The organism is Rufibacter soli, assembly GCF_054781795.1.
The window spans coordinates 814,923-840,482 of record NZ_BAAGTS010000002.1 but is presented as its reverse complement, the minus strand read 5'-3'; the positions used below and the strand labels follow the sequence as shown (position 1 = coordinate 840,482).

General features: G+C 51.3%; 20 protein-coding genes. 12 read left to right on the top strand and 8 right to left on the bottom strand.

Going from position 1 to position 25,560, the window contains the following annotated elements:
• Positions 1-82: 82 nt before the first annotated feature.
• Together ACYVJQ_RS05535 and ACYVJQ_RS05530 are read right to left on the bottom strand one after the other, a co-directional pair.
• A complete protein-coding gene (locus tag ACYVJQ_RS05535) occupies positions 83-1,819 on the bottom strand; it encodes a M3 family oligoendopeptidase (RefSeq protein ID WP_460892068.1) in 1,737 nt (578 codons plus the stop codon).
• A gap of 18 nt (positions 1,820-1,837) precedes the next feature.
• Complete coding sequence (locus ACYVJQ_RS05530) at positions 1,838-2,920, bottom strand: 2Fe-2S iron-sulfur cluster-binding protein (protein ID WP_460892067.1); 1,083 nt, start codon at positions 2,918-2,920, stop codon at positions 1,838-1,840.
• 172 nt (positions 2,921-3,092) lie between these two features.
• On the opposite strand from ACYVJQ_RS05530, the gene ACYVJQ_RS05525 reads away from it, so the two are divergent.
• Both ACYVJQ_RS05525 and ACYVJQ_RS05520 read left to right on the top strand, forming a co-directional pair.
• Positions 3,093-3,791: a peptidoglycan DD-metalloendopeptidase family protein gene (locus ACYVJQ_RS05525; RefSeq protein ID WP_460892066.1), complete on the top strand. Its 699-nt coding sequence runs from the start codon at positions 3,093-3,095 to the stop codon at positions 3,789-3,791.
• A 51-nt stretch (positions 3,792-3,842) separates the two neighbouring features.
• Complete coding sequence (locus tag ACYVJQ_RS05520) at positions 3,843-4,631, top strand: mechanosensitive ion channel family protein (RefSeq protein WP_460892065.1); 789 nt, start codon at positions 3,843-3,845, stop codon at positions 4,629-4,631.
• Between the two features lie 281 nt (positions 4,632-4,912).
• On the opposite strand, the gene ACYVJQ_RS05515 is transcribed toward ACYVJQ_RS05520, so the two are convergent.
• Positions 4,913-6,127 (bottom strand): ABC transporter permease, encoded by a 1,215-nt coding sequence (locus ACYVJQ_RS05515; protein WP_460892064.1) that lies wholly within the window; start codon positions 6,125-6,127, stop codon positions 4,913-4,915.
• 47 nt (positions 6,128-6,174) lie between these two features.
• Between ACYVJQ_RS05515 and ACYVJQ_RS05510 the strand changes: the two genes are divergently transcribed.
• The 3 genes from ACYVJQ_RS05510 to ACYVJQ_RS05500 are packed head-to-tail and all read left to right on the top strand — an operon-like array spanning position 6,175 to position 8,865.
• Positions 6,175-7,416: an exo-beta-N-acetylmuramidase NamZ family protein gene (locus ACYVJQ_RS05510; RefSeq protein ID WP_460892063.1), complete on the top strand. Its 1,242-nt coding sequence runs from the start codon at positions 6,175-6,177 to the stop codon at positions 7,414-7,416.
• 4 nt (positions 7,417-7,420) lie between these two features.
• On the top strand, positions 7,421-8,362 hold the full coding sequence (gene fmt / locus ACYVJQ_RS05505; protein WP_460892062.1) for a methionyl-tRNA formyltransferase: 942 nt from the start codon (positions 7,421-7,423) through the stop codon (positions 8,360-8,362).
• Positions 8,359-8,865, top strand: a complete 507-nt coding sequence (locus tag ACYVJQ_RS05500) for a dihydrofolate reductase (protein WP_460892061.1) — start codon at positions 8,359-8,361, stop codon at positions 8,863-8,865. The genes fmt and ACYVJQ_RS05500 overlap by 4 nt, the downstream gene beginning before the upstream one ends.
• Before the next feature lie 185 nt (positions 8,866-9,050).
• On the opposite strand, the gene porU2 is transcribed toward ACYVJQ_RS05500, so the two are convergent.
• A complete protein-coding gene (gene porU2 / locus ACYVJQ_RS05495) occupies positions 9,051-14,042 on the bottom strand; it encodes a putative type IX secretion system sortase PorU2 (protein WP_460892060.1) in 4,992 nt (1,663 codons plus the stop codon).
• Positions 14,043-14,064: 22 nt separating this feature from the next.
• On the bottom strand, positions 14,065-15,144 hold the full coding sequence (locus ACYVJQ_RS05490; protein WP_460892059.1) for a putative type IX sorting system protein PorV2: 1,080 nt from the start codon (positions 15,142-15,144) through the stop codon (positions 14,065-14,067).
• Between the two features lie 286 nt (positions 15,145-15,430).
• Between ACYVJQ_RS05490 and ACYVJQ_RS05485 the strand changes: the two genes are divergently transcribed.
• The 3 genes from ACYVJQ_RS05485 (at position 15,431) to ACYVJQ_RS05475 (ending at position 19,542) form a co-directional block, all read left to right on the top strand.
• Positions 15,431-15,769, top strand: coding sequence for a PadR family transcriptional regulator (locus tag ACYVJQ_RS05485; RefSeq protein ID WP_123132124.1), 339 nt, complete (start codon positions 15,431-15,433; stop codon positions 15,767-15,769).
• A gap of 2 nt (positions 15,770-15,771) precedes the next feature.
• The gene (locus ACYVJQ_RS05480; protein ID WP_460892058.1) at positions 15,772-18,252 is read left to right on the top strand and encodes a PspC domain-containing protein; all 2,481 of its coding nucleotides are present in this window, start codon (positions 15,772-15,774) and stop codon (positions 18,250-18,252) included.
• A 417-nt stretch (positions 18,253-18,669) separates the two neighbouring features.
• The gene (locus ACYVJQ_RS05475; RefSeq protein ID WP_460892057.1) at positions 18,670-19,542 is read left to right on the top strand and encodes a hypothetical protein; all 873 of its coding nucleotides are present in this window, start codon (positions 18,670-18,672) and stop codon (positions 19,540-19,542) included.
• Between the two features lie 95 nt (positions 19,543-19,637).
• Here the strand turns inward: ACYVJQ_RS05475 and ACYVJQ_RS05470 are convergent, their stop codons facing one another.
• Positions 19,638-21,062 (bottom strand): CCA tRNA nucleotidyltransferase, encoded by a 1,425-nt coding sequence (locus ACYVJQ_RS05470; RefSeq protein ID WP_460892056.1) that lies wholly within the window; start codon positions 21,060-21,062, stop codon positions 19,638-19,640.
• Positions 21,063-21,600: 538 nt separating this feature from the next.
• On the bottom strand, positions 21,601-22,002 hold the full coding sequence (mce, locus tag ACYVJQ_RS05465; RefSeq protein WP_460892055.1) for a methylmalonyl-CoA epimerase: 402 nt from the start codon (positions 22,000-22,002) through the stop codon (positions 21,601-21,603).
• Between the two features lie 120 nt (positions 22,003-22,122).
• Between mce and ACYVJQ_RS05460 the strand changes: the two genes are divergently transcribed.
• The 4 genes from ACYVJQ_RS05460 (at position 22,123) to ACYVJQ_RS05445 (ending at position 24,647) form a co-directional block, all read left to right on the top strand.
• Positions 22,123-23,337: an IscS subfamily cysteine desulfurase gene (locus ACYVJQ_RS05460; RefSeq protein ID WP_460892054.1), complete on the top strand. Its 1,215-nt coding sequence runs from the start codon at positions 22,123-22,125 to the stop codon at positions 23,335-23,337.
• A 122-nt stretch (positions 23,338-23,459) separates the two neighbouring features.
• Positions 23,460-23,873, top strand: coding sequence for a Fe-S cluster assembly scaffold IscU (iscU, locus tag ACYVJQ_RS05455; RefSeq protein ID WP_460892053.1), 414 nt, complete (start codon positions 23,460-23,462; stop codon positions 23,871-23,873).
• A 16-nt stretch (positions 23,874-23,889) separates the two neighbouring features.
• Positions 23,890-24,297, top strand: a complete 408-nt coding sequence (locus ACYVJQ_RS05450) for a hypothetical protein (RefSeq protein WP_460892052.1) — start codon at positions 23,890-23,892, stop codon at positions 24,295-24,297.
• A 23-nt stretch (positions 24,298-24,320) separates the two neighbouring features.
• Entirely contained in the window at positions 24,321-24,647 is a 327-nt protein-coding gene (locus tag ACYVJQ_RS05445; protein ID WP_460892051.1) for a HesB/IscA family protein, read from the top strand.
• Between the two features lie 401 nt (positions 24,648-25,048).
• Here ACYVJQ_RS05445 and ACYVJQ_RS05440 read toward each other — a convergent pair whose 3' ends face one another.
• Positions 25,049-25,513, bottom strand: coding sequence for a YybH family protein (locus tag ACYVJQ_RS05440; RefSeq protein ID WP_460892050.1), 465 nt, complete (start codon positions 25,511-25,513; stop codon positions 25,049-25,051).
• Positions 25,514-25,560 lie beyond the last annotated feature (47 nt).

Sequence of the window (25,560 nt, the reverse complement as noted above, 5' to 3'; positions counted from 1 at the left end):
CCCCCAAAACAGAGCGGCCGCAGATTATTTCTGCGGCCGCTCTGTTTTTACTGATTCCCCACTTTTGATGGGTCTATGGTACTTAGCTTTCCAGTTTGGCTAGTTCCTCCTTTACAAAGTCTACCAGCGTCTGGATGTAGGCACTGGAAAAGTCAAACCGGATTCCGGCCGCCTCGTAGATCTCGCCAATGGTGACGGTGTAGCCCAGGCTAAGGGCCTTTTTATAGCCTTCCAGGGCTGCTGTTGGGTCAGACTTATAACGTTTCCAGACGGCTACGGCGCCCAGTTGAGCCATGGCGTATTCTATGTAGTAGAAAGGTACTTCATAGAGGTGCAACTGTTTCTGCCAGATATAGGGTTTCAGGTAATCCAAGCCACTCCAGTCTACTTCCTGCTGGTTGAACTCCTCAAAAATGCGTACCCAGTTCTGGTGCCGTTCCTCTACCGTGTGGGCAGGGTTCTCATACACCCAATGCTGGAATTTGTCAATAGTAGCTACCCAAGGGAACGTCTCTAACACGCTTTCCAGGTGCTGGCGCTTGGCGCGAACCAGATCCTCCTGGTTAGGAAAGAAAATATCCCAGTGGTCAATGGTAAGCAGCTCCATAGACATGGAGGCCAACTCGGCCACCTCAGAGGGCGGGTGTTTGGCGGCGTTCAGCGGCAAGTCACGGGTCAGGAAGGAGTGCACGGCGTGGCCTCCTTCGTGCAGCAAGGTCACCACATCGCGCAGCGAGGAGGTGGCATTCATGAAGATGAACGGTACCCCAATCTCATCCAGCGGGTAATTGTAGCCCCCGGGAGCCTTCCCTTTCCTGGATTCCAGGTCCAGGTGCCCAATCTCGCGCATGGTCACCAGGCAGTCACCCAGGAACGAATCCAGTTTGTAGAAGATGGCAATAGTTTTCTCCAGTAGTTCCTCTCCCGTCTTGAAAGGCTCTAAGGGCGGCTTCAGGCTAGGGTCTACGTCCAGATCCCAAGGGCGAAGGGGATTAACTCCTAAGAGTTCTTTGTGCTCTCGGTCTATCTGGCGGGTAGCCGGAACCACCTGCTCTTTAATGGCCTGGTGGAACAGGAACGTGTCCTGGGGCCCGTAGTCAAAGCGGCCCAGGGCGGCAAACATGTAATCCCGGAAGTTGTCAAAGCCGGCATTGAGGGCTACCTGGTGCCTGAGCTGGATCAGCTCCGTGTAAAGGTCGTCCAGCTTTTCCTTGTCTTGTTGGCGGCGGTTCTGGATAGCCAGATACGCTTCCTCGCGCACGGCGCGGTCTGTTTGCTTGAGGCGGTCAGAGGCGCGCTGCAGGGTCATCTCCTGGCCGTCCAGGGTTACGGTCATGGCCCCGGCAATGGCACCGTACTGTTGCTGCTTGGTGCTGATCTCGGTCTGTAGGGGAATATTCTCCTCCCTAAACAACTCTATGGCCCGGCGCACGCCCCGCAGGTAAATCCTGAACCGCTGCTCATCTAACCCGTTCACGTACGGTGATTCCACCAGCTTGCGGTTAAAGGCATCATCATACGGCGAGGCCTTGGGCTCAATCTCCGTCACGAAGAACTGGAAGGCCTCCGTGAGGGCTTGGTCCTGGGTGTCACAGGTCATTTTGATGTAGCGCCAGGCCAGGTTCTCAGAAAGCACGCTTTCCAGTTCGCTGCGGTCGGCAATCCACTTCTCCAGCTCTTCCTGTGAATGTAATGCCCGGGTTTTCAGTTCCTCAAAGTACGGTTCCAGGGAGTTCCAATCTGAGACCTGGAAATCCTGGGGCAGGTACGTGCGGGGCTTAGGCTGTGGCAATACAATTGTTTTGGGGGAGTTTTCCATAAAACAGGTCAAAAACGATTAGCCAATTTCTATCACTACATTGGCGGTAAGCGGGTGGCCCACGCAGTTGAGTACGTAGCCTTTCTCAATTTCGGCATCTGAAAGCCCCTCGCGCTCATCTAAATGCACGCGGCCGCTCAGGCATTTGCCAATGCAGGCGGTGCAAAGACCGGCCTGGCAAGAGTAGGGCAAATCAATATCGGCTTTCAGGCCGGCTTCCAGAATAGTTTCATCTGGCTCAACCTCCACCTGGTACTCTTTGCCTTCATACAAGATGGTGACGGTGCGGGCAATAATTTCATCTGTTTCAGCGGCAGCGGCCACATCTGCCCCATGGTCTTCCTGGGTAGTGGGCACGGTGAAGCTTTCCTTGAACACTTGGTTGGCCGGTACACTCATGAACTGCAGGGCATCACGCACCTCATTCATCATGCCTTCTGGGCCGCACATGTAGTAGCTTTCCTGGTCATAGCCCGGTACCCGCAGGTTCTCCAGCAGGCGTAGCACCATTTTACGGTCTAGCAAGCCTATATTTTCCTGAGACTCAGTGGCATCTGCCATAGACTCATTGAATACGTGCACGATCTTGAGCCGGTCTGGGTTCTGCTGCTCCAGCTGGTTCAGCTGGTCTTTAAAGATAACAGAGTCCAGGTTGCGGTTTCCGTAGATAAGCGTGACACGGCTTTGCGGCTCATATTTCAAGGTGTTCTTGAGCATGGACATAAGCGGAGTGATGCCGCTGCCCCCGCCGAAGAAGAAAAGATGTCTTTTTAGCGCTGGGTTTGCTTGCAAGGCGAAATTCCCCAGGGGTGACATCACTTCAATTTCATCTCCAATCAAGACATGGTCTGCCAGGAAATTGGATACCATGCCGCCTTCCACGCGTTTTACGGTAACGGAGAAGTAAGGCTCATCTGGGGTGCTGCATAAGGAGTAGGACCGGCGTACTTTTTTCCCGTCAATGGTGAGAATTAAAGTAAGGAACTGGCCCGGGGTATAGGGGATGTTTTTGCGGTCTGGGTGGTCTAAATGAAGGGTGAGGGCATCTGACGTTTCCTGCGTGATGTCCGCCACTTTCATGGTGTAATAGGCGTTGCTCATAGTTTGTGTACGAAAAACGGAAGCGGTTTGGGTTTGCTTAAACTAATAAAGGAGGAAAGTTACAACATTTCATTCTCCCACCCGAACAATCAGAAAAAAAAGCGATCGTCCGTTTGGATTTTCCAGTAACTTGCCCTATTCAATCTTTACCATTACGTTTCAGAGCCCTTCTATGGATAACTCTTCCAAACTGACTTCCCTTTTATCTGCGCCCCGCGTCTCCTTTGCCCCTCTTTTAGACCAAGACCTGAACGGTCCCCACGTGGCGCACCTGGACTTTACCGCCGCCAACCCCGCCCTGCTACACGCCGACTTACGCGATACTGCCACCTTTGAGCAGTTGGTCCAGCACCTGCTGGAGGAGAAGCAGGCTACGATAGGTGTGGGCGGTTATTTTGAAAACCGGGTTATTTACCGCCGAAGCGCGCATTTTGATAATACTTCTGAAGCCCGCTCCCTGCACTTGGGGGTAGACATTTGGGCGCCCGCGGGTCTTCCCATCTACGCCCCACTGGCCGGTCACGTGCACAGTTTCCAGGACAATGCCAACTTCGGGGATTACGGCCCTACCATCATTATGCGGCATGAACTGGAAGGCCTGGAATTCTTCACGCTCTACGGGCACCTGAGCCGAACCTCCTTAGAAGGGCTTTTTGCAGGAAAACCAGTAGCCGCCGGTGAGCAGATCGCCACCATGGGCCCCTACCCCGAGAACGGCGATTGGCCCCCGCACCTGCACTTCCAGGTCATGACGGATCTGCTGGGCAAGTCCGGTGACTTCCCGGGGGTGTGCGCCCCCGCAGAGGAGGCGTTTTACCGCCAGATCTGCCTGGACCCTAATTTAATCTTGAAATGTAAGGTTCTGTCGTAAGTATCCTTTTTCCAATTCAGCTTTTTATTCCCCAGATTCTCTGGCTATTTTATGCTTAACTTTTCTTCCTCCCTCCAAAAAATCCAGGACTTCGCCCTTCTCTACGGCATCAAAATCCTCATCGCGCTTTTCCTGCTGCTGGTGGGCCTCTGGATAATCCGGCGCATCACAGATTTCACCTACCGGCTCATGAAGAGCAAGAACGTGGACCCGTCTTTGCGCCCCTTCCTGCGGAACCTGCTCAAAATAGTGCTGCTGGTGCTGCTCATCATGATGGTGATCGCGCAGGTAGGCCTGGAGATTACTTCTTTCATTGCCCTATTGGGCTCGGCCGGTCTGGCCGTGGGTTTAGCCTTGCAGGGTAGTCTGGCCAACTTCGCCGGCGGGGTGCTGATCCTTACTATTAAGCCCTTCCGGGTGGGGGATTTCATTGAGGCCCAGGGGCAGAAAGGGACCGTGTGCACCATCAATATCTTCAACACCGTCATCCGGACCGAAGACCATAAGACCGTCTACCTGCCCAACGGGCCTCTAGCCTCCTCAGTGGTGGTGAATTATGACGTGGAGAGCCACCGCAGGCTGGATATCACCTACTCCGTAGATGCCGGCGTGCCCTTGACCAAGGTGCGGAGCATTTTGGAGCGGGTCATTGCCTCAGACCCCAGGATCCTGCAGGAGCCGGCCTTCTCTGTGGGGGTGGAAAAGCTGGCGGGCCAGACCATGACGCTTTCCCTCAAGGTATGGGTACAGCGCGGCGATTACCGCATCCAAGAGGTATCTGAAGCCTTGAACGAGAAAGTAAAGGAAGCCTTTGACCGCGAAGGGATAGAGTTCAAGTAGGCCTCGCCGGGCGAAGGGAAACCCTGGCGCCAACTGGGCAAAAGGCCCGAAGGCTTACCGCCAAATCACCCATGAAAAGTGGCTAGCAGCACCTTGCGTTTTAAGCCTGTTTCCCGAAAAACGGGCTTAAAACACCATATTATGCCGAGATAATGCCCACCAGTAAATGTGCTGGACATTAACCAAAAGAGTATCGCCTGCCCCGTCCATAGAAAAATCAGACGACTCCTGTTTTGGGCCCGTTTTCTGGAAAACAGGCTTAAAACAGGAGTGCACGTTAGTTAATCAAACTTGATGGCTTTGACCGGGTGGATGCGGGAGATAAGCAGGGTGGGCAGCATCACAGACACCATGGTGAGTAGGAACGTCACCCCGTTTATGCCTACCCAGATGCGCCAGTCCCAGTGGATGGGCACGGTGTCCATGTAGTAGTTCTCGGGGTCCAGAGGGATGAGGTGGAAATAATCCTGCACGCCGCAGAACAGAAGCGCCAGCACGTTGCCGCCTATCAAACCCGCAATAGTAAGGCGCAGGCCCCGGTGCAGGAAAATGCCCCGTATCTGCCCGTTGGTGGCTCCCATGGCCTTGAGGGCTCCAATCATGTTGGTACGCTCCAGAATCATGATAAAGAGCGTAGAGACCATGTTGAACGTGGCCACGAACACAATGAGCACCAGGAAGATGATGACGTTTCGCTTGAGCAGCTCCAGCCAGTCAAAGAGCTGGGCGTAGGTGTCGGTGATTTTCTCCAGCTGCAGGTCATAGTTCATCTTGTCAAAGACTTGGCTGGTGACGGTGTCTATCTGGGTAAAGTCGCTGAGCAAAATCTCATAGCCGCCCACCAGGGTATCGGCCCACTGGTTGAGGTCGCGTATCTGCTGCAGGTCGCCCAGCACGTACACGTTGTCAAACTCCTCCAGGTCGGTCTTGAAAATGCCTTTCACCGTAAAGCGACGCATGCGGGGCGGGTTCTGAATAAAGTAAAACAGCACCTTGTCGCCTACCTTCAGGTGCAGCTTGTTGGCCATGAGCTGGCTCATCATGATCTCGTTGGAGGCGGCCGTATCACTAAATTTGAGCACATTGCCGTTCACCAGGTTGGCCTTCATGCCCCTAAAATCATAGGTAGAGTCCACCCCTTTGAGCACCACGCCCAGCACCTCGTCCTCGGTTTTGATGATGGCCGTCTTGCGCGCGAAGGGCTGCAGGTGCGCCACCCCGGGTATCTTTTTGTAGTCTCCCAGGCCGGTGGAGGTGCCCATGGGGTAACCCTCAAACGAATTGTTGGTGTCAAATTTGCTAATTTGCAGGTGCCCGCCAAAACTGAAGATCTTGGCCTGTATCTCATACCGGAAACCTTCCAGGATGGCAAAGGACACAATCATGATGGCAATGCCCAGCCCTACGCTGAACTTTGCTATTTTTGTGACCGATGCGGTAAAAGAGTCTGAACGGGCGCCGGCCAAACGGCTGGCTATGTAACGGGAAAGATTCACTTCGTCTAATTTGTGCTTAAAGATAGTTCTGTTCTTAATTTAAACCTATGCTTTCTACCCTCCTCCGCACCGCGGCCCTCTGTCTCACCCTGGCCAGCTGCCAGCAAACCGCCTCTGTGCCCGCGGTCAGCAGCTCGTCCACCTCGGCCAACGCGGGCTCTGCGGCTAGCGCACCCAAGGCCAAGCCGCAGACCTCCCTCCTAACGGGCGCGCAACAGACAGAGTTGTACCTGCCCTACCTGCAGGGCAAGCGCGTGGCCATGGTGGTGAACCAGACCTCTACCATCGGTAAAACCCACTTGGTGGATACTTTATTGAGCCGGGGCGTGAAAATCAGCGTCATCTTCGCGCCGGAGCACGGGTTTAGGGGTGATGCCGATGCCGGCGCCCACATCAGTAACACCACCGACTCTAAAACCGGTTTGCCCATCCTGTCCCTTTACGGAAGCAACAAAAAGCCCTCTGCCGAACAGCTCAAAGACGTAGACGTTGTGCTTTTTGATATCCAGGACGTGGGCGTGCGTTTCTATACCTACAGCAGCACCATGCACTACGTGATGGAAGCCTGCGCCGAGCAGAACAAGCCTATGCTTCTACTGGACCGCCCCAACCCCATTGGTTACCTCATTGACGGGCCGGTGCTGGACGCCAAGTTCAAGTCCTTCGTGGGCATGAACACCATTCCTATTGCCCACGGCCTCACGCTGGGCGAGTACGCCCTGATGATCAACGGCGAGAAATGGCTCAAGAACGGCGTGCAGGCCCAGGTCAAAACCATTCCGGTGAAGAACTACAACCACAAGATGTTCTACTCGCTACCCATCAAGCCGTCGCCTAACCTACCCAATGACCAGTCCATCAGACTCTACCCGTTCCTGTGCCTGTTTGAGGGAACCACGGTAAGCCAGGGCCGCGGCACCCAGATGCCCTTCCAGGTGATCGGCGCGCCGTACTACCCTGACAAAACCTTCTCCTTCACGCCGGTGCCTATCCAGGGCATGTCCATGGACCCACCCTACAAAAACCAGGTGTGCTACGGCAAAGACCTGCGTAACCTGAAACTGAAGGAGAATTTCACCCTGAGCTACCTGCTGGACTTCTACCAGAAATCTGGCCAGAAGGAGAAGTTCTTCAACAACTTCTTCAAAAGCCTGGCCGGCACAGACGAGCTGCAGAAGCAGGTCATGGCCGGCAAGACCGAAAAAGAGATCCGCGACTCCTGGAAACCTGGCCTGGACGCGTATAAGAAAATGAGGAAACAATACCTGCTGTACCCAGACTTTGAATAACATCATGCGGAAAGAAGACCTCCGGATTATCTTTATGGGCACCCCAGACTTTGCGGTGCCCGCCCTCCAGGCCCTGGTGGAGAACGGCTGGAACGTGGTGGCCGTGATCACAGCGCCAGACAAACCCTCGGGCCGGGGCCTCAAGCTGGTGCCCTCGCCGGTGAAGGAAGCGGCCCTGCAGTTCAATATTCCGGTGCTGCAGCCCACCAATCTCAAAGACCCCGCCTTCCAGGAGGAGCTCCAGAGCTACGAGGCCAGCCTGCAGGTGATTGTGGCCTTCAGGATGCTGCCCGAGGCCGTCTGGAACATGCCGCCGCTGGGCTCTTTGAACATCCACGCCTCCCTGCTGCCGCATTACCGTGGCGCGGCGCCCATCAACTGGGCCCTCATCCACGGCGACCAGGAGACCGGCGTCACCTCCTTCTTCCTACAGCACGAGATTGACACCGGCGATATCATCCTCCAGAAGAAGGTGGCCATAGACCCCAAAGACAACTTCGGCACCCTGTATGAGAAACTCAAGCACGCCGGGGCTGAGCTGCTGCTGGAAACCGTGCAGGCCATTGTGGAGGACCGCATGCAGCCCTATCCGCAGCCAAAGCTGCAGGAACCGCTCAAAATGGCGCCCAAGATTTTCAAGCAGACCTGTCAGATAGACTGGCAGTGCCCGGCCCAGGAGGTGCATAATTTCATAAGGGGCTTATCGCCATACCCGGCGGCCTGGACCCTGCTGGATGACAAACAGTTCAAGATCTTCTCGGGCCATCCGCTGGATTTCCCCATGCATTCCTCCCCAGGCCTCTACACTACAGATGGCAAGAATTACCTCTACGTGCAGTGCGGCAACGACACGGGCTACGCGGTGGAGGAGCTGCAGATGGAAGGCAAGAAACGCATGACCGTCAAAGAATTCTTGCGGGGCTTCACTTTTCACCACACTTTATGATAGGCCTAGTAGTAGCCATGGCGGAAAACCGCGTCATCGGCAAAGACAACCAACTGATCTGGCACCTGCCCCAGGACCTCAAGCATTTCAAGCAGCTTACCATGGGCCACCCCATGATCATGGGCCGTAAAACCTTTGAGGCCATAGGCAAGCCTTTGCCTGGCCGCACCTCGGTCATTGTCACCCGCCAACCCGATTACCAAGCCCCTGAAGGCTGCCTAGTGGCTTCGTCCCTGGAGGAGGCGCTGCAGCAAAGCCTGGCCCTGGACGAGCAGGTGCTGGTGGTAGGTGGCGGCGAGATTTACCGCCAGGCCCTGCCCCTGGCCGAGGTGGTGTACCTCACCCTGGTGCATGAGTCTTTTGAGGGCGACGTGTATTTCCCGGAGCTGGACACCGAGGCTTGGGAAGTCACCGCGCAGGAAGAGCATCTTGCCGACGAGAAACACGCCTATCCCTACACCTTTTTCACCTTCCAACGGAAAGCAGGGTTCAGCCAGAACTAGCGCCGGGCAACCTCCAGTGTTGCCGGCTGTTTTAAGGCTGTTTTGGCCAAAACGGGCTCAAAACGGAAACTGGTTCATACACTGAATTTTAAAACAGAAAGGCCACCGGCAATGCCGGTGGCCTTTCTGTTTTAGCTGTTTGGCGTTTTGGGCCTGTTTTCCGAAAAACAGGCCCAAAACAGGTATTACCGCAGGATGTAGATTTTGCCGTAGCCTTTCTTAAATGATTTGTCGCCGGCGGTGCTGCGGTGCTTCATCTCCTCGGGACCGTTGTCCATGACTACCCGGTACAGGTAAACGCCATTGGCCAGGCGGTCGCCGTACTCGTCGGTGCCGTCCCAGGCGAACTCAGAGACGTTGTTGCCTATGTGGATGGGTCCCAGTTCCTCTTTCTGCACCTCACGTATCACTTTTCCGGTCACGGTCATGATTTGGATTTTCATCTTATCTGGCACCTTGCTGCCGGTCAGCGTAAAGATGAACTTGGTCTTGGACGAGAACGGGTTAGGGTACGGGTAGAAGTTGGAGACCGAAGCCTCGTTCACCACCTCAAAATTGATGCTGTACCGCTCATTTCCGGCCCGTTGCCCAAGGGCGTCAAACCCTTGTACCTCTAAGGTGTATTTGCCGTCTGCTAATCCTTCTGGCTGGTACTCCACCCGGAAATCATTTTTGTCATCAGCGGCAAAATAACGCACATTGGGGTTACTGGCTACATCAATCTCCACGAAATCGGCACCCGGTTTTTTCAGGTATACTTTCATGGATGATGGATCCGTGATAGGAATCTTGCGGTTATTATCTTTTAACAGCATGCTGATTACTGGGCTAGGCGAGACAATGTCACCATCCAGAATCCTTACTCCGTCAAACACTACATCCAACACCGGCGGCATTCCAGCTAAAGTCCCGACCGTAAATGGAACTTCAAGAGTATTGTTGAAGTAGTACTGCTCCGGTAACAGGCGAGGGTTCACCGTAACCCTTAACCGGTTGTTACCCTTCAGATTCACCGTAGAAAATTTATGATTGAAGTATACGGTATCTCCTTTCAACAGTGGCTTCACCTTGAATTTGGTAAGCGTATTTTTCCCACTCTCCCCAAATACATTCGCCTCCACAGTAAGAGAATCACTGAAATTCATATCACTGATGTTATGGAAGGCAAACCGTAAATCCACCTGGCCTGAATTTGCCTGCTCAGAAAGGTTCTTGTATTTATCTACCCCCACCAAATCTGGGCGCACAAGTCCTTCTGGCACACCTTTGTATAAAACGGTCCATTGTTTCAGTTGGGGAGCGGTCCGATTTACCTCATCCTTTAAGGCTAACTTCAATTTCAGGTAAGGGTAAGTGCTGGCACTTATGTTTGTCAGGCTCAATGACGAGGAAGTAACATTAGTAGACAATACCGTCTCCTTGGCGTCTTTGTCTACCCCAATGACATCTAACTGATAGCTGTCTGAACTTTCCAGCTGGACCTGATGATGCAAAGAAGTCCATTCAGTAGCCGGCCCAATAAGGGAGGAAGTAAGCGTTCCCTGGTCGCCTTTCACCTGCAGCACTTTTTCTACCTGCACTGCCTGCATGTTTCTTGGGGCAGCGTCTGTATCATTACCTCCTAATTCCAGCGCGGTGCCAGAGGCAGCTCCTTTTTTACCAAGAATCACAAATGGATCACCATTCTTGAGACCATCAATAATAGAAGAACCAATTCCTTTAAAAGCATCTTTCAAGGATGGCTTAAAGGTCTCATAAGGAATAGCATTGATCCCTACCATAGCTACGTGGTATCCTGCTGGAACAGCCTTCAAGAAAGCTTCCAGCCTGTCCTGATAAGCCGCATAGTTCAAATCCCCGAATTGATAAACAAATTGCTGCTCTAAACCACATCGCCAACCAGTATTGGTAGGCATGCCGGTATAAGGTTCTAACGTCACATCATTAAGCACAATTGCCAAAATATTAGCAGTAGTGTACCCGCAGTTATCCCAGAAGAAGGCATTGTTGTCAATAAACACCCCAAAAGGGGCACTTCTGGACATAGGCAAACCGCCACCGCCGCCTTTTAGCAAAAGGGTTTTATAAAGGGGTGCAAATTCTACCTTATTGGCGCTTGTATTAAGCTCTACTCTTTGCAGGTTTGCTTTAGCCAACTGCCCTATATGGGCCTGTGACCAACCAGATGGGCTTTTAGGGATATGCCGGAACGAGCTTACCGCCCATACCGTATCTTCGCCTGCTGCGAATGTGTTGTACCTTAATCGCCAGAAATACACCATACTGTCCTTAGGCATTCCGGTGGTAGGGAGTTGCATTTCCCAAGTGGGTAAAAGCCCTGCATTCACAACTCGGGTCTTTTTCCATTGACTTTTAAAGGTGGCAGTAGTATCTATTTCAAAATAGTAATCCCTGGCAGAAGATAACAAGTCAGTTGACTGCCCTACCAGTTTTACTTTATCCCCTGACACGATTCCATATTCATAAGGAGTTAAAGCCACTACCCCACTTCTAGAGATGAAAACTTCAAACGTGGCTTCATTATTAGTTTCATCAATTTCCGGAATTGTGTCTGTGTGGTCTAACTTAACCCTGAATTTGTTCACCCCTGACCCATCTGGTGTTTTGGCGGCTAACTCCAGTTTAAGCGTGTCTCGGTAATAGATGGCCGGCACCTTAATTGAATCATACAGAATTTCTGTGCCGTTCTCCAATGTTCTGGTGACAGATACATAGAAGGGAGAGTCATTTACTTTACCAAGGTTTCTGGCATCTACTGACAACATAAAGCTTTCAGAGTTTGCCGTGATCTTCCCGCCATCAAGGGCGGTTACCTGAACCCCACCTTTCTCAATGGCATAGTCTGCTTTTTCAGGAGCAACCAGTACTAAGGCAGGATCAGATTGCAAAATCATTTGCGTAATCATGGCAATGGCACTTTCTCCGCTCACGGCGGAAGCAAGCGTATTGGTTACCTGTTTGTGTTGGATACCCAGTGGCTTACCAAAGTAATTTTCATCACTGAAACAGGTCTTATAGAAATAAGTACTAAATATATTCAGCAGGGATGAGTACCCATAGCTGTCTTGTCCTATAAAAGCAATAGCGCCTTTATCTGGGGTTAATAACCAATCCTCCCCAAAAGACTTAGCAGGAATAAAGCTGTTTCCCACGTTACACCCATTCATCAAGATCATTGGGTATTTTCCCTGGTTCTTATAACCTGTTAGAACATTAGATACTAAGCCAATATCTAAGTCTGAGGTGGTAGTTGAGCTGTGGCCAAAGAAGGTAATTAAGCTTAGACCAGCATTTACTTCCTTAGAAACATTGACGGTATCTAGCCCGGCAGTAGCACTTCTAAACTTTGAAATCACGTTTGCACCCCACCATTTCCCTTCGGCAATTCTTTCGTAACTCTTTAAGTAAGCAGCCAAGGTGTTGCGTTCTGCCCCCTCTATACCACCCCCTAAATGGAGCACGTTTTTCCGCCAATCCAGATTTTGGGGAAGTGACTCATGAAGCCGCACTTTATTTAAGTAGTTCAACACTTCTTGGGGCGTATTTGCCGGAATACGCCCGGTAGCCACCTTTGGTGTGTACTCCCCTATTTCCCAATCTGAGGTAAATAAAATATCTGACCCAGGAAAACCGGCCGTAGGCACCAAATCCTTAACCCCTAAAGTATTAGGATTTTTACGCACATCTGCCGTCTCTGCCGCCTCCAATGCCTTGCCAATTAAGAACAAATGTTTTGGCTGGCCATTGGCTATGAGAAACTTCATGAACCGCCTGATGGCAGCAGAGGATTTATCTCCGTAAAAGTATTGGTCGTACAGTTGCCCTACCTCCATCACCAGCGTATCATATTTGCCTCCGGCAGCCGATGCACGGTAGGCGGCATAATCACGGACTGGGTTAGTGGAAGAACCTACGGCCTTCATCAGGCTTTGGTGCGAGATAATCACATAGGAGGCTTTATTGCCGGCCATTGATCTGAACTTAACTTCCTTAGCAGCAAGCGGAACAAGATTTGCCCCCGTCCATAAGATACCTTTGGTAAAACCAGCAGGGAAAACAAAGCCTTTCTGGGCCCCACTCACATTTCCTGCCAAACGCTTGATATTATCAGGTGATGAAACATCATACCCGGTGGCATTGACTGCACCACCTCCCTCAAAAAGGTAGTACAAGGGGGCCGCGGAAGGGGTTGGGAAATATAAGTTTACACCTGCAGTGGCAATAGTATTACGTTGCGGGTAGATAGTCTTAAAATAAGTAGTCCTGACTCTTGATCCGGTCGTTTTTGATGTTATCCGTAATACTAAGGTACCGTTTGTAGCAAAGTCACTGGTAGCGAGAGTAAATTGCTGCTTTGCGGCACTATACCCATTCATCTTTACAGTACCTACCAATCGTTCTGTGCCGCCAGGAGGGGTAACAAAGACCTCCACATCATGGTTAGTATCACTAGCACCCATAAAAGCAATTTCCACCTTAGGGGCACCGCCGCTGCTAAACATATTAGTGGCCATACCAGGCAGACTAAAATTCCAGGTAGTGAAAGGGCCACCGGTGAATCCTTCCCCGGCATCCATCCAAGACATATAGTTCTCGCCGTATCTTTTCCCTCTGGCGTACTCCCAGTTATCAATCAATAAGTTTTCCTGCCAGTGCCAGGGCTCAGCGGTGAGACCTGTCGCATCTTGGTTGGCAGTAGTCATTCTTTTCCCTCTCACCGATGACCAGGTCAGGAAATAAGCGGCGGTATCTGTGTATAGACTATAGTACGTGTTGATGTGGTTGGCATTAGGGTCTTTGTACAGTTCGCGGTCAAGCGTCCCGTCATTCATCTCCCCGTAGAACTCAATAAAATCTCCGGCATCGAATGAGCCATCAGCTTCACCGGAAATATGGATGGAAACTTCCTCTCCTCTTCGGAACAGCTGGAAGTTACGCGGGTCTACGCCTGTGATGCCAGCGGCCTGAAGGTAAGCCTGGTCCAGTTTATAGATACCGGTTGCCGGCACTTTGATTTTGTAGTATTTCTGGCTGTAGTTGATCCACTCATTGCCATAGGTTACCTGCTGCGCAAAAGCGGTCTGCACAGAAGCCAGGACGGCCATGGAAGCAACAAGTGCCAGGAAAAAGCTTTTAAAATAGTAGGGTGTTTTCATATTAGTACCTCGCACACAAAAATCAATCAAAACTATAGGCTAAAGAAACAATCACGGAGGACACTTGGGAGTTGTCAGATACCTTAGACAAAGCCAGGTCTAGATTCAAGCCGTGGGTGGCTACCCCAATTCCAAAGTTGGGTTGTACTTTCCAGCTGCTCTTCCCGTTCAGGTCTTCTATCTTTTGCACGTTATTAAAGCCGCCGCGCAAAAATACTGCGTTGGCATACCCAACTTCCAATCCTACCCGTGGGTCAACAGAAACCAGGCCCGTTGAGATAAGAGTGTTGCGCTTGCCGTCAAAGGTGATGTCCAGGTCTGTGGCCACTAAGGCAGAGAAGCGGTTGGCAAACTGAAAGGACCGCCCTGCGCCCAGGATCAAACGGGGCAACGTAATCTCAATGCTGTTGGCATTAAATGAAGTCTCGTCCTGCAGATACGTATCTTCCAGTTCCTCCGGATTCAGTTTCCAGGCGGTGAAGGTGGTGGTAATGTCACGGGCCATGGCGCCAAACTGCCAGTTGCCGCGGCGCAGTTGGGCACCGGCATCAATGCCAAACCCCCAGGCGTTGGCAAACTTACCTACGTTGCGGTAGATGATCTTGGCGTTGGCGCCCAAGGTAAGGCCTTTCAACAGATTGCTTTGCCGGGCATAAGAAGCCAGGAAGGCGTAATCTGCCACAGAGAAGAATTCAATGCTATCATATTGAATAGCCCCGTACTCATTTTGCAGCCGGCGGGTATCTGCTATGTCATCTACCCCCACCCGTATCACCGAAAAGGCCAGCGCACTGGCCGAGTCCAGGTTAGTGGCGTAGGAACCGTAGTCATTTTTGATGATGCCGGCAAACAACTCAGAGTGCATGTACACCGCATTATGGCGTTTAGGCAAGCCTACCAAGCCGGCGGGGTTCCAGAAGCCGGCGGTGGCGTCCCGCACAATGGCAGACTGCACGCCTCCCATGCCCAAGGCCCTGGCACCTACCCCTATGTTCAGGAATTCATTGCTGTACTTGGGCGCAGAGATATCCTGGGCCTGGGTGAGACCAGGCACTAGTAAAAGAAAGAGAAGAGGTATAAGTGGTAATAGTTTTTTTACCATAAAAATCAGAAGATTATTGCAACTGGGGATAACAGGCAAAGATAGCTTTCTATAATTATAATATAACGCATTCCTGCTCACGCCTAATACACCCAATTGGCCTTCTCTGTTCCACTCAAGGCCATATTTCTTTTATATCCCTCCCTTTGAATTCTCCAAGTGACCTTTATTTCCCTTAAAACCGAAATAAGGCCCTAAACCTGAAACAAAAAATAAATTTCACCAGTACCTTGTTTTACATAGTACCTTCTAATATATTTGTATCAATAATTCAGACTCACAGACCATGAAAGTAGAAAACACACAAGTGCAGATGCGCAAAGGGATTCTGGAGTACTGCATTCTGGAGATCATCGCCCGCGGCGAAGTATATGCCTCTGATATGTTAGAGGAACTTACCGCCGCCAAAATGATAGTAGTGGAGGGGACGCTCTACCCACTGCTGACCAGATTGAAGAACGCCGGACTCCTAGACTATTCCTGGGTGGAATCCACCTCAGGGCCGCCGCGCAAATACTACAAACTCACCGCCACCGGCACTGAGTTTCTAGAGCAGCTCCGCCTCACCTGGCAGGAACTGGTAGACTCCACCACCTTCATCATCAACCGCAAGAAATCCAACTAGCCATGAAAAAGAACATAAGTGTCAACCTGCAAGGCATGATCTTCCATGTAGAGGAAGACGGCTACGAGATGTTGAGCCAATACCTTGCCGCCATCAAGGGCTACTTCTCCTCGTATGAGGGGCATGAAGAGATTGTGGCAGATATTGAGTCCCGAATTGCGGAGATCTTCTTCTCCCGCCTGAACCCCGGTAAGCAAGTGATCACCCTGGACGACGTGCAGGCCCTCACCGCTCAAATGGGAACCATAGCCGACTTTGAGACCGTAGAAGCCGAACAGGCTGAAACCGGGCCGGGACAAGCCCAGTATGGCACCATCCCTCCCGTTGAGCCCGCGCCTACTGAACGCAAGCGCCTCTACCGCGACGTGAACCGCAAGGTGGTGGCCGGGGTATCTGCCGGCATTGCCAATTACCTGCAAATTGACCCGCTCTGGATACGGCTGGCATTTGTCTTAATGGTGTTGGGCGTTCCCTTCACAGGCGGTTTCACCCTGTTTGGCGTGATTGTATATGCCATCTGCTGGATTGCCTTGCCTAAAAACGAGGCTTTGCCAGAGATTCCGGTACGCAAGCTGTTCAGAGACCCGGTAGACAAGAAACTGGGCGGCGTAGCCAGCGGTATCGCCATCTACTTTGGAGCAGACGTGGCCATTATCAGGTTGCTGTTTGTGCTCCTGTTCTTCTTTGGCGTGGGCCTTATTGCCTACATTGTCTTATGGATTGCCGTACCAGAGGCGAAAACCATTACAGAGCGGGTGCAAATGCAGGGAAACCCCGTCACGCTCTCCAGTATAGAGGAATCTGTTAAAAACAACCTGAACATGCAGGACGCTAACGGCCAGGAGAGCACCTTAGCCAAAGTCCTTCTGTTTCCGGTTAGGTTGGTGGCCCAGATCATACAAGCCCTGTCCAGAGTCCTGAAGCCGGTTATGTCTGGCATCATTACCCTGGTGCGCATATTTGCCGGGCTGCTGATGATGGTGATCTCGGGCAGTTTTATGGTGGCTCTTATGGTAATGGCTATGGTGGGCTTAGGCTTATTTGACCAGCCAGACTATATCCAAATGGGAGATATTCCGGCAGCCGCCTTCTTCAATGCCGTGCCTGCGTGGCTGGTATGGGCCGGTTTCTTTGCCGGGTTCATTCCTTCTCTGCTCCTTTTCCTGCTGGGCATTGGCTTGCTGGCCAAAAGGTTCTACCTGCGCCCTTCAGTGGGTTGGTCTATGCTGGGCGTGTGGCTTTTAGCCGTGGCAGCGCTTATCACGGGTATCATCCTTACTTCGCGCAACTTCCAGGAGTCTGGCGAGATCTCAAAAGAACAGGCGTTCCCCGCGGCTACTTACGGTACGCTGGTCTTTAACATCAGAGACACGTCTCACCAGTACGGCCACCGCATGAACCTCACCATGGAAGGCTACAACGGCCCAGACCTGAAGGTAATCCAGACCTATTCGGCCCAAGGCCTGAACGAAGAGGAAGCCATCAAGAATGCCCAGATGATCCACTATAAAATGGTACAGCAGGATTCTGTGCTAAGGTTTGATGACGCCTTCACCTTCAAGCAGGACGCCATCTTCCGGGACCAGAACATGAGCCTGAAAATCTTGGTGCCTGAAGGCAAGAAACTGCGTTTTTCAGAAGGCTTTGCAAACCATTTCAGCGATGACATTACCGACGGTGAGTACAACTCAGACGACCTGTCCAGCAACACCTGGCAGATGAAAGAGGGCCGCCTGGTTTGCCTTACCTGCAGCGTGATAGACTCTACCGCCAGAACTTCGGCCAACAGAACGGCCGCCGCCGCCAGCATGGATGACGACCTGGCTATTCTGGATGATGACTACGAAGGCATTTCCAAAATCTACAACGTGCGTGACTTCACAGAGATTGAGGCCGGCGGCGCCTACCACATACGGGTAAGGCAGTCTTACCGCACCCACGTACGGGTAACGGGCTCAGAGAAAGAGCTGGACAAGCTACAGCTGCGGGTACAGAACGGCGTGCTTAAGATTAACCGCGACAGCGAGTTCCTAAAGCTATGGCAAATGAACACCCGCCCGGTACTCATTGAGGTTGAAACCCCAGACCTGTCTTTGGTAGACTTCAGCGGGGCGGCTAAAGCCGAAATCATAGGGTTTGCGCCCGAAAGCTTTAGCTTGAAACAATCAGGCGCCAGCGAAGTGGCCATTAACATTAGCACCGGCCGCCTGGAGCTTGACCTGAGCGGAGCCGCCAAAACCATCCTGAAAGGCCATTCAGATGACCTTTCCATTGAAGGAAGCGGCGCCAGCAACATAGAGGCTGCCAAGTTAGTGGCCCAGCGCGCTACCGTAGACCTGAGCGGCGCCAGCCAAACCGTGGTGAACGTGCAGGACTTCCTTAGAGCCGAAGCCAGCGGCGCCAGCAATATCCAGTACACTGGTGATGTAAAGCAGGTGGAAACCGACCAATCCGGTGGGTCTCGCGTGAGCCGCAAAAAATAGCCTTCCTGTTTTAAGGCCATTTTCCTGAAAACAGGCTCAAAACAAAGAAAGCAAAGGACCTCTTTCTTGGATTTCTTAAGAGGCTCTTTGTACAAGGAGGACGCGCTTCTGGCAAAGTCCTCCTTTCTTTCCCCTCTTTTAGTTGTAGTGGTTGTGGAAGTACCAAGTCTGCCGGCAGCGCCCCAGGGCACCAAGTCAGGCTTGGGCTTCTTCCCACCTCTAACAACTTCTTTTATCTTCTCCAGCGTAGAAGCCTCTTCTTCCCTCCCCTCTTCCTGATCATCCTTCCCATCTATCCTGAAACAGGAAGGGCACAATTGCTATTTTCTCCCCAATCCTATAGCAGTAAACCTCAGGCCCACAGCCTGACATTGGTTTCTTCTTTCTTCTTGTAACTTCAGATTATTGGTAAGCACTATGAAGCCGTTCTTCCATACCCTGTTTTCCTTCCCGTTTTTACTCACCCTAACTTTCCTGCCTTTTTGGGGCAAGGCACAGGGATGTGAGCAGAAACTGAAATCCTACAAAAACTGGAAAGAATCTCCTACCACCCAATGGAGTTTGTTCCTATCCGGCCCCGCCGGAGGGAGCCTTACTTATATGGGTGCCCAACATTCCACAGACCCCGCGCATCCGCAGTTTGCCCAATTCAAACAGGCCTGGCAAACCCAGAAACCCACCCTGGTTTTCTTTGAGGGCCCTAACAGAGGCACGGCCGCCACGGCAGAAGAAACCATTCAGCAGCTAGGTGAATCTGGCTACGTGCGGTTTCTGGCCTTGGCCGAAGGCCTGAAAACCCAATCTCTGGAAATGTCGCCGCAGGAGGAAGTAGACCAATTACTGAGTACCGGTAGATTTAGCAAAGAGCAGATAAAACTGTTTTTTGTGCTTCGTGAAGCTTGCCGCCTGCGGGACCGCAAAGGCCTGAAAGACGAGCAACTGCAAAATGCCGTAGCGCAACTGCTTGCTAAGGTAAATACCGTCATAAAAGGCTTTGAGGATGTGGTGCCAGATGTGGCGGCGCTCCAGGTAGCCTATCAGAAATACTGGAGTGCACCGGCAAACTGGTGGCAAGCCCCGGCCGCGTGGTTCACCCCCGGCGGGAACGGTGAAGAAACCGGCGGGAAGTTCACCAATGAAATTAACCGCCTAAACAGCGAAAACCGGGACCGCCACATGTACCGTCTTCTTTCGCAGGCAGTTCTTAAAGGTGAAAAGGTCTTTGCCGTAGTAGGGAGAAACCACGTTCCCATGCAGGCCGAAGCCTTGAAATGTGCCTTAGGCAAGTAACAGCCCTAAAAATCTAAATCCCGTTTTGGGCCTGTTTTCTGAAAAACAGGCCCAAAACGGGATTTACTGTTCCGGTAATTTACTTTTCCCCGGTTCTATGAAGCCACTGGGGTAAGCCCTAGTTGCTTGCCTTTCTCTAGTAGGTACGGGAAAGCAGCCTCGTATTCGTTCCGGATCACCCCTTCCAGAATGGCCTCGGTGATGGCATTCTTCAGGACGCCCACTTCCTTAGACGGCGCAATTCCGAAGGTCTGCATGATAAGGTCGCCGGTGATGACCGGCTGGAAGTTGCGCAGGCTGTCTTTCTCCTCCACCTCTTTCAGTTTCATTTCTACCCGCTCAAAGTTCTGCAGATACCGCTTTACCTTATCATGGTTCTTGGAGGTGATGTCTGCCTTGCACAGCTGCATGAGCAGGTCAATGTCATCGCCGGCCTCAAACAAGAGTCGCCGTACCGCCGAATCTGTGACGGTTTCCTTTACCAGCGCAATGGGCCTTAAATGCAGCCTTACCAGTTTCTGCACCTGTTTCATGTGCTCGTTGAGGGGCAGGCGCAGGTCAGCGAAGATTTTGGGCACCTGGCGGGCGCCGCGGTCCTCGTGGCCATGGAACGTCCAGCCTACCTTCTCATTGTAGCGCTTGGTCTCGGGCTTGGCAATGTCGTGCAGGATGGCGGCCCAACGCAGCCAGAGGTCATCAGAGACTTCGGCCACGTTGTCCAGCACCTGCAGGGTGTGGTAGAAATTATCTTTGTGAGAGTTCTTGTTGATGGTCTCCACGCCGTGCAGCTTCACCATTTTAGGAAAGATGAGGTGCAGCAGACCAGTCTGGAACAAGAGTTTGAACCCGTACGATGGCGTTTTGGAAAGAATGATCTTGTTCAGTTCATCCGTGATTCGCTCCTGTGACACAATCTTGATGCGTTCCTTGTTCTCGCCAATGGCGTCAAAGGTGTCTGGGTCAATGTCAAAATTGAGCTGGCTGGCAAACCGGATGGCACGCATCATGCGCAGCGGGTCATCTGAGAAAGTAATGCCCGGGGCCAGCGGGGTTTTGATGTTCTTTCGCCGAATATCTTTGAGGCCTTCATACCGGTCAATCACCTGGCCATAGGTTTCCTCATTCAGGCTGATGCCCAAGGCGTTGATGGTGAAATCGCGGCGGGCCAGGTCATCTTCCAGGGTTCCCTGCTCTACCTCGGGTTTGCGGGAATGGCTGCTGTAAGACTCCTTGCGGGCGCCTACAAACTCCACTTCCCACCCATCCTCGGTGCGCAACATGGCCGTCCCGAAATTCTTAAACACCGCCACTTTGGGCGTATGGGACAGTTTCTTGGACACGGCGTGCGCCAGATCAATACCGCTGCCAATACAGACCACGTCTATATCTTTGGAGGGACGCTTTAGTACCAGGTCCCGCACAAAACCTCCAATCACGTAGGCCTCTACCTTCAGTTCATGTGCGGCATGGGCAATGGTGGCAAAGATAGGGTGATCTGGAAGCGTGATATCGGTGGTCATGGGCAAAAAGTATTGTTATCCCTTCCGCAGCCCCCACCTGTCAGGTGAACCACTGCCTTGGGTCTGCAAAGGTACGGGAACAGGCCGCCTTAGACAAACTTGCAGTTTTTTCCGTTTTAGGCCTGTTTTTGGGAAAATAGGCTTAAAACGGAAATGGGATCCTGAGCTTCAAGTGTCTTGGTAACCAATGAGGTCGTTAGCACTTTGCCAGAGACACTCGTAGGAGCTGCGCACACTACGAGGTCTTCTGAGTGGCGGGCGGCACTACTTGTCTTTTGGCCAAGTATCTTAACACGTGATTATCTTAGGCTATAGTTTCCTGGAAGGAACCAACCTTTACTAGGTATCCTTTAGGAAAGCGCAAGAAGCAGGTTCCTGGAAGGCAATTTGGCCTACCATGGACGGACAATAAACGCGGCCGACCTCGTAGTGCGCGCAGCTCCTACGAGTGTCTATTGCCCTTCCAATCATCTCACTCTGTCTAATTTCTGTTTTAGGCCTGTTTTTGGAAAAACAGGCCTAAAACAAACGTAATCCGCTATCCCTTAATCTCCTGGCACAGTTCCACCAGCACACCATTGGCAGATTTTGGATGTACAAAACAGACCAGTTTATTGTCGGCGCCGCGCTTGGGCGTCTCATTCAGCAGCTGAAAACCCTCGCCTTTCAGGCGTTCCATCTCCGCTACAATATCTTCCACCTCAAAGGCAATGTGGTGAATGCCTTCCCCTTTCTTCTCAATGAACCTGGCAATGGCGCTGTGGTCGGCGGTGGCCTCCAGAAGCTCAATCTTGGTGTTGCCCACATGGAAAAAAGACGTGTTTACCGCCTCGCTTTCCACTTTTTCTTCTTTATAGGGCTCGGCACCCAACAATTTTGTAAACAATTGATTCGCGTCCTGAAAATTTTTCACCGCAATTCCTATGTGCTCTACCTGCATACTGCTTATTTAAACTTATTCTAAGTGATGATTTTTATGTAATTTTGCACGCATATCAAACTAACTGATGCCAAAATCTGTTTTTCTGATAAGCGAAACCAAGGAAAACTACTGACGAAGATGCTGAAATTTCCGATTTATTTAGATAATAATGCCACCACGCCCATGGATCCGCGTGTGTTGGAGGCTATGTTGCCGTATTTCACCAACCATTTCGGGAACGCTGCGTCCCGCAACCACCCGTTTGGCTGGGCCGCCGAAGAAGCCGTTGACTATGCCCGCGAGCAGATTGCGGCCCTGATCAACTGCAACCCAAAAGAACTTATTTTCACCTCTGGGGCTACCGAATCTGACAACCTTGCCATTAAAGGCGTGTTTGAGATGTACTCCTCCAAAGGGAACCATATTATTACGGCTACCACCGAGCACAAGGCCGTGTTGGACACCTGCAAGCACATTGAGAAACTGGGCGGACAGGTAACCTACCTGCCGGTGAACAGCGAAGGCCTTATTGACCTGAAGGAACTGGAAGCGGCCATCACGGACAAGACCATCCTTATTGCTATCATGTATGGCAACAACGAGGTAGGTGTGATCCAACCCATCAGAGAGATTGGCCAAATTGCCAAGAAACACGGCGTGCTGTTCTTCTCAGACGCTACCCAGGCCGTGGGCAAAATTCCGGTTGACGTAGAAACTGACGGCATTGACCTGATGGCCTTCTCCGGTCACAAAATGTACGGACCTAAAGGCGTTGGTGCTCTGTACGTGCGCCGCAAGAACCCACGGGTAAAAGTAACTGCCCAGATGGACGGTGGCGGACACGAGCGTGGCATGCGTTCTGGTACCTTGAACGTGCCTGGTATTGTAGGTTTAGGCAAGGCCGCTGAGGTAGCCCGTCTGGACATGGAATCTGATACCAAGCGTATTAAAGCCATGCGTGACTACCTGGAGACCGAACTTCTGCAAATGGAAGAGTCTTACCTGAACGGAAATAAAGAGCACCGTCTGCCGCACGTGAGCAACATCTCCTTTAAATATGTAGAGGGCGAAGGCCTGATGATGGGCGTGAAAGACATTGCCGTATCTTCTGGTTCTGCCTGTACCTCTGCTTCTCTGGAGCCTTCTTATGTATTGAAGGCCATGGGCATGAGCGATGACCTGGCCCACTCATCCCTGCGTTTCGGCTTAAGCCGTTTCACTACCCAGGAGGAAGTAGATTTTGCCATCAATCACGTGAAAGAGGCGGTGACCAAGCTTCGTGAACTTAGCCCGCTGTGGGAAATGTTCAAAGAGGGCATTGACCTTGACTCTGTAGAGTGGGCAGAACACTAGAATTAATTAAGAATTAGGAATTAATAATTAATAGAACACCATCTTTTTCTAAGAGCGTATATATTAGTTACTTAAACCCAATTCTTAATTCATAATTATTAATTGTTAATTAAAACAAAGCCATGGCTTATTCAGATAAAGTAATAGATCATTACAGCAACCCACGTAACGTAGGCACGCTGGACAAATTAAAAACAAACGTGGGTACTGGTTTAGTGGGTGCCCCTGAGTGTGGTGACGTAATGCGCCTGCAGATTGAGGTAGATGAGAACCAGGTGATCACAGATGCCAAGTTCAAAACCTTCGGCTGTGGTTCTGCCATTGCTTCTTCTTCTTTGGCCACTGAGTGGTTGAAAGGAAAGACTGTAGATGAGGCTTTGGCCATTGACAACATGGAGATTGTGGAAGAGCTGGCCTTGCCGCCGGTGAAAATTCACTGCTCTGTTTTAGCCGAGGACGCCATCAAATCTGCTATCAATGACTACCGCGTGAAAAACGGTCTGGAGCCATTGGTAGAAGCCAAGTCACACCACTAAGACCTACACGAGCGCAATGGAGGTAAACACCAATGTGCACGTGGAGAGCGCCCGGATCCAGAAACAGATTGAAGACCATCTGGGCATGGAAGGAAGCCAACTGTTGTTTGACTTCCGGCCCATGGACGACAAGATGCGCCTGGATCTGATTACGGTGAACCCCCGCCACCACCAATCGTTTCTGTTCCATACAGAGACGGGGTATGATCGGGTAGATGCGCTCCGGAAGATGCTGGACTATGTTCGGCAAAGTAAGGACCAGGAAAGCTCCTTCACTATCCAGTGGGTGGCCAGAGGCGAACGCGAACTGAACACCTCGTACTTCCGGGCCACTAACATGTATGACGCCTTGGATAAACTGTATTACGGCCGGGACATCAATACCATTACTGTCTTTAGTGTGGTTTTGAATCCCGTCTCTTAGATTAAAGAAAGGAGGACACGCGTATGATTACCGTTTCTGATAAAGCGAAAGAAAAAGTAGAGAAGCTGAAAAAGGACACCAACCTGGATGACAGCTTCCGGTTAAGAGCCTCTGTGGCCGGCGGCGGCTGCTCTGGCCTCTCCTACCAGCTTGACTTTGATGACGAAGTAAAGCCCATGGACCAGGAGTTTGAAGACAAAGGCGTAAAGGTGGTGGTAGACATGAAAAGCTTCCTCTACCTGGCCGGCACCGAGTTGGATTTCTCTGACGGACTTAACGGCAAGGGTTTCTACTTCAACAACCCCAACGCCAGCCGTACCTGCGGCTGTGGCGATAGCTTCTCTGTATAGAAAGTTATAGCTTTAAAATAAACAGAAAAGGCACCGCATGCGGTGCCTTTTCTGTTTTAAGCCTGTTTTTAAGAAAACAGGCAAAATCCAGGAGGTAGGAAAATTGTTTAAGGCCTCTACTAGATAGTCTATTCAATTGCGGAGAAGTAGGGGCAATCCCTTGTGGTTGCCCTTCTGCGGGATAAACGTAAAAGGGCAACCACAAGGGATTGCCCCTACTTTGGAATATCTAAATCAGCTTTTTAGTGGCAGCCAAAGAGAGGTTCTATAACAGTACCGGGTAATCCAATCCATTACCAAATGAATAGCAGAACCAGGATAATTAAACTTCTGCTCATCATTAAACAAAAAAAGGCCTGAAGGGAAACCTCCAGGCCTTTTCTATTTAATACTAATGTTGACTAACGTCTCACCTGTACCGGATGGTCTTCCAACTGGGCATAGGAAAGTTTCCAGGCGCCTTTGTCGTTTTTCTTCCAGAGCAGCATAAAGTTTCCTTTCCCCTCGCCTCTAGGCAGGTTACGGTCATTAGGGATCACGTCTACCACAAACGTACCGCCTTCATAGGCAATGTTCTCATCGGCACCAGAGCTAACCGGGAACGTTTTCAGGTTTTCAATGGTACCCATGGTTTCGTGTACCCATTTCTGGGAAACCTCAGATTTGCCGCTGTAATGAACCTCGCCTTGTACAAAGTGCACGTCTTCGGCTAAAAGTGTATCTAATTGGGCTGAGTTTCTGCTGTTCCAGGCCCCTACAAATTGTTGGTTTAAATTCTGCACGTTCACCGGCTCCTTCTTGTCTTCCATTTTAGAACAGGAAGAGAGCAAGGCAGCAAATACGAATACAAAAAGGTATGATTTCATAAAAATGAGTTTGGTGAATAACTAAACCACATACTCCCTTTGAATAT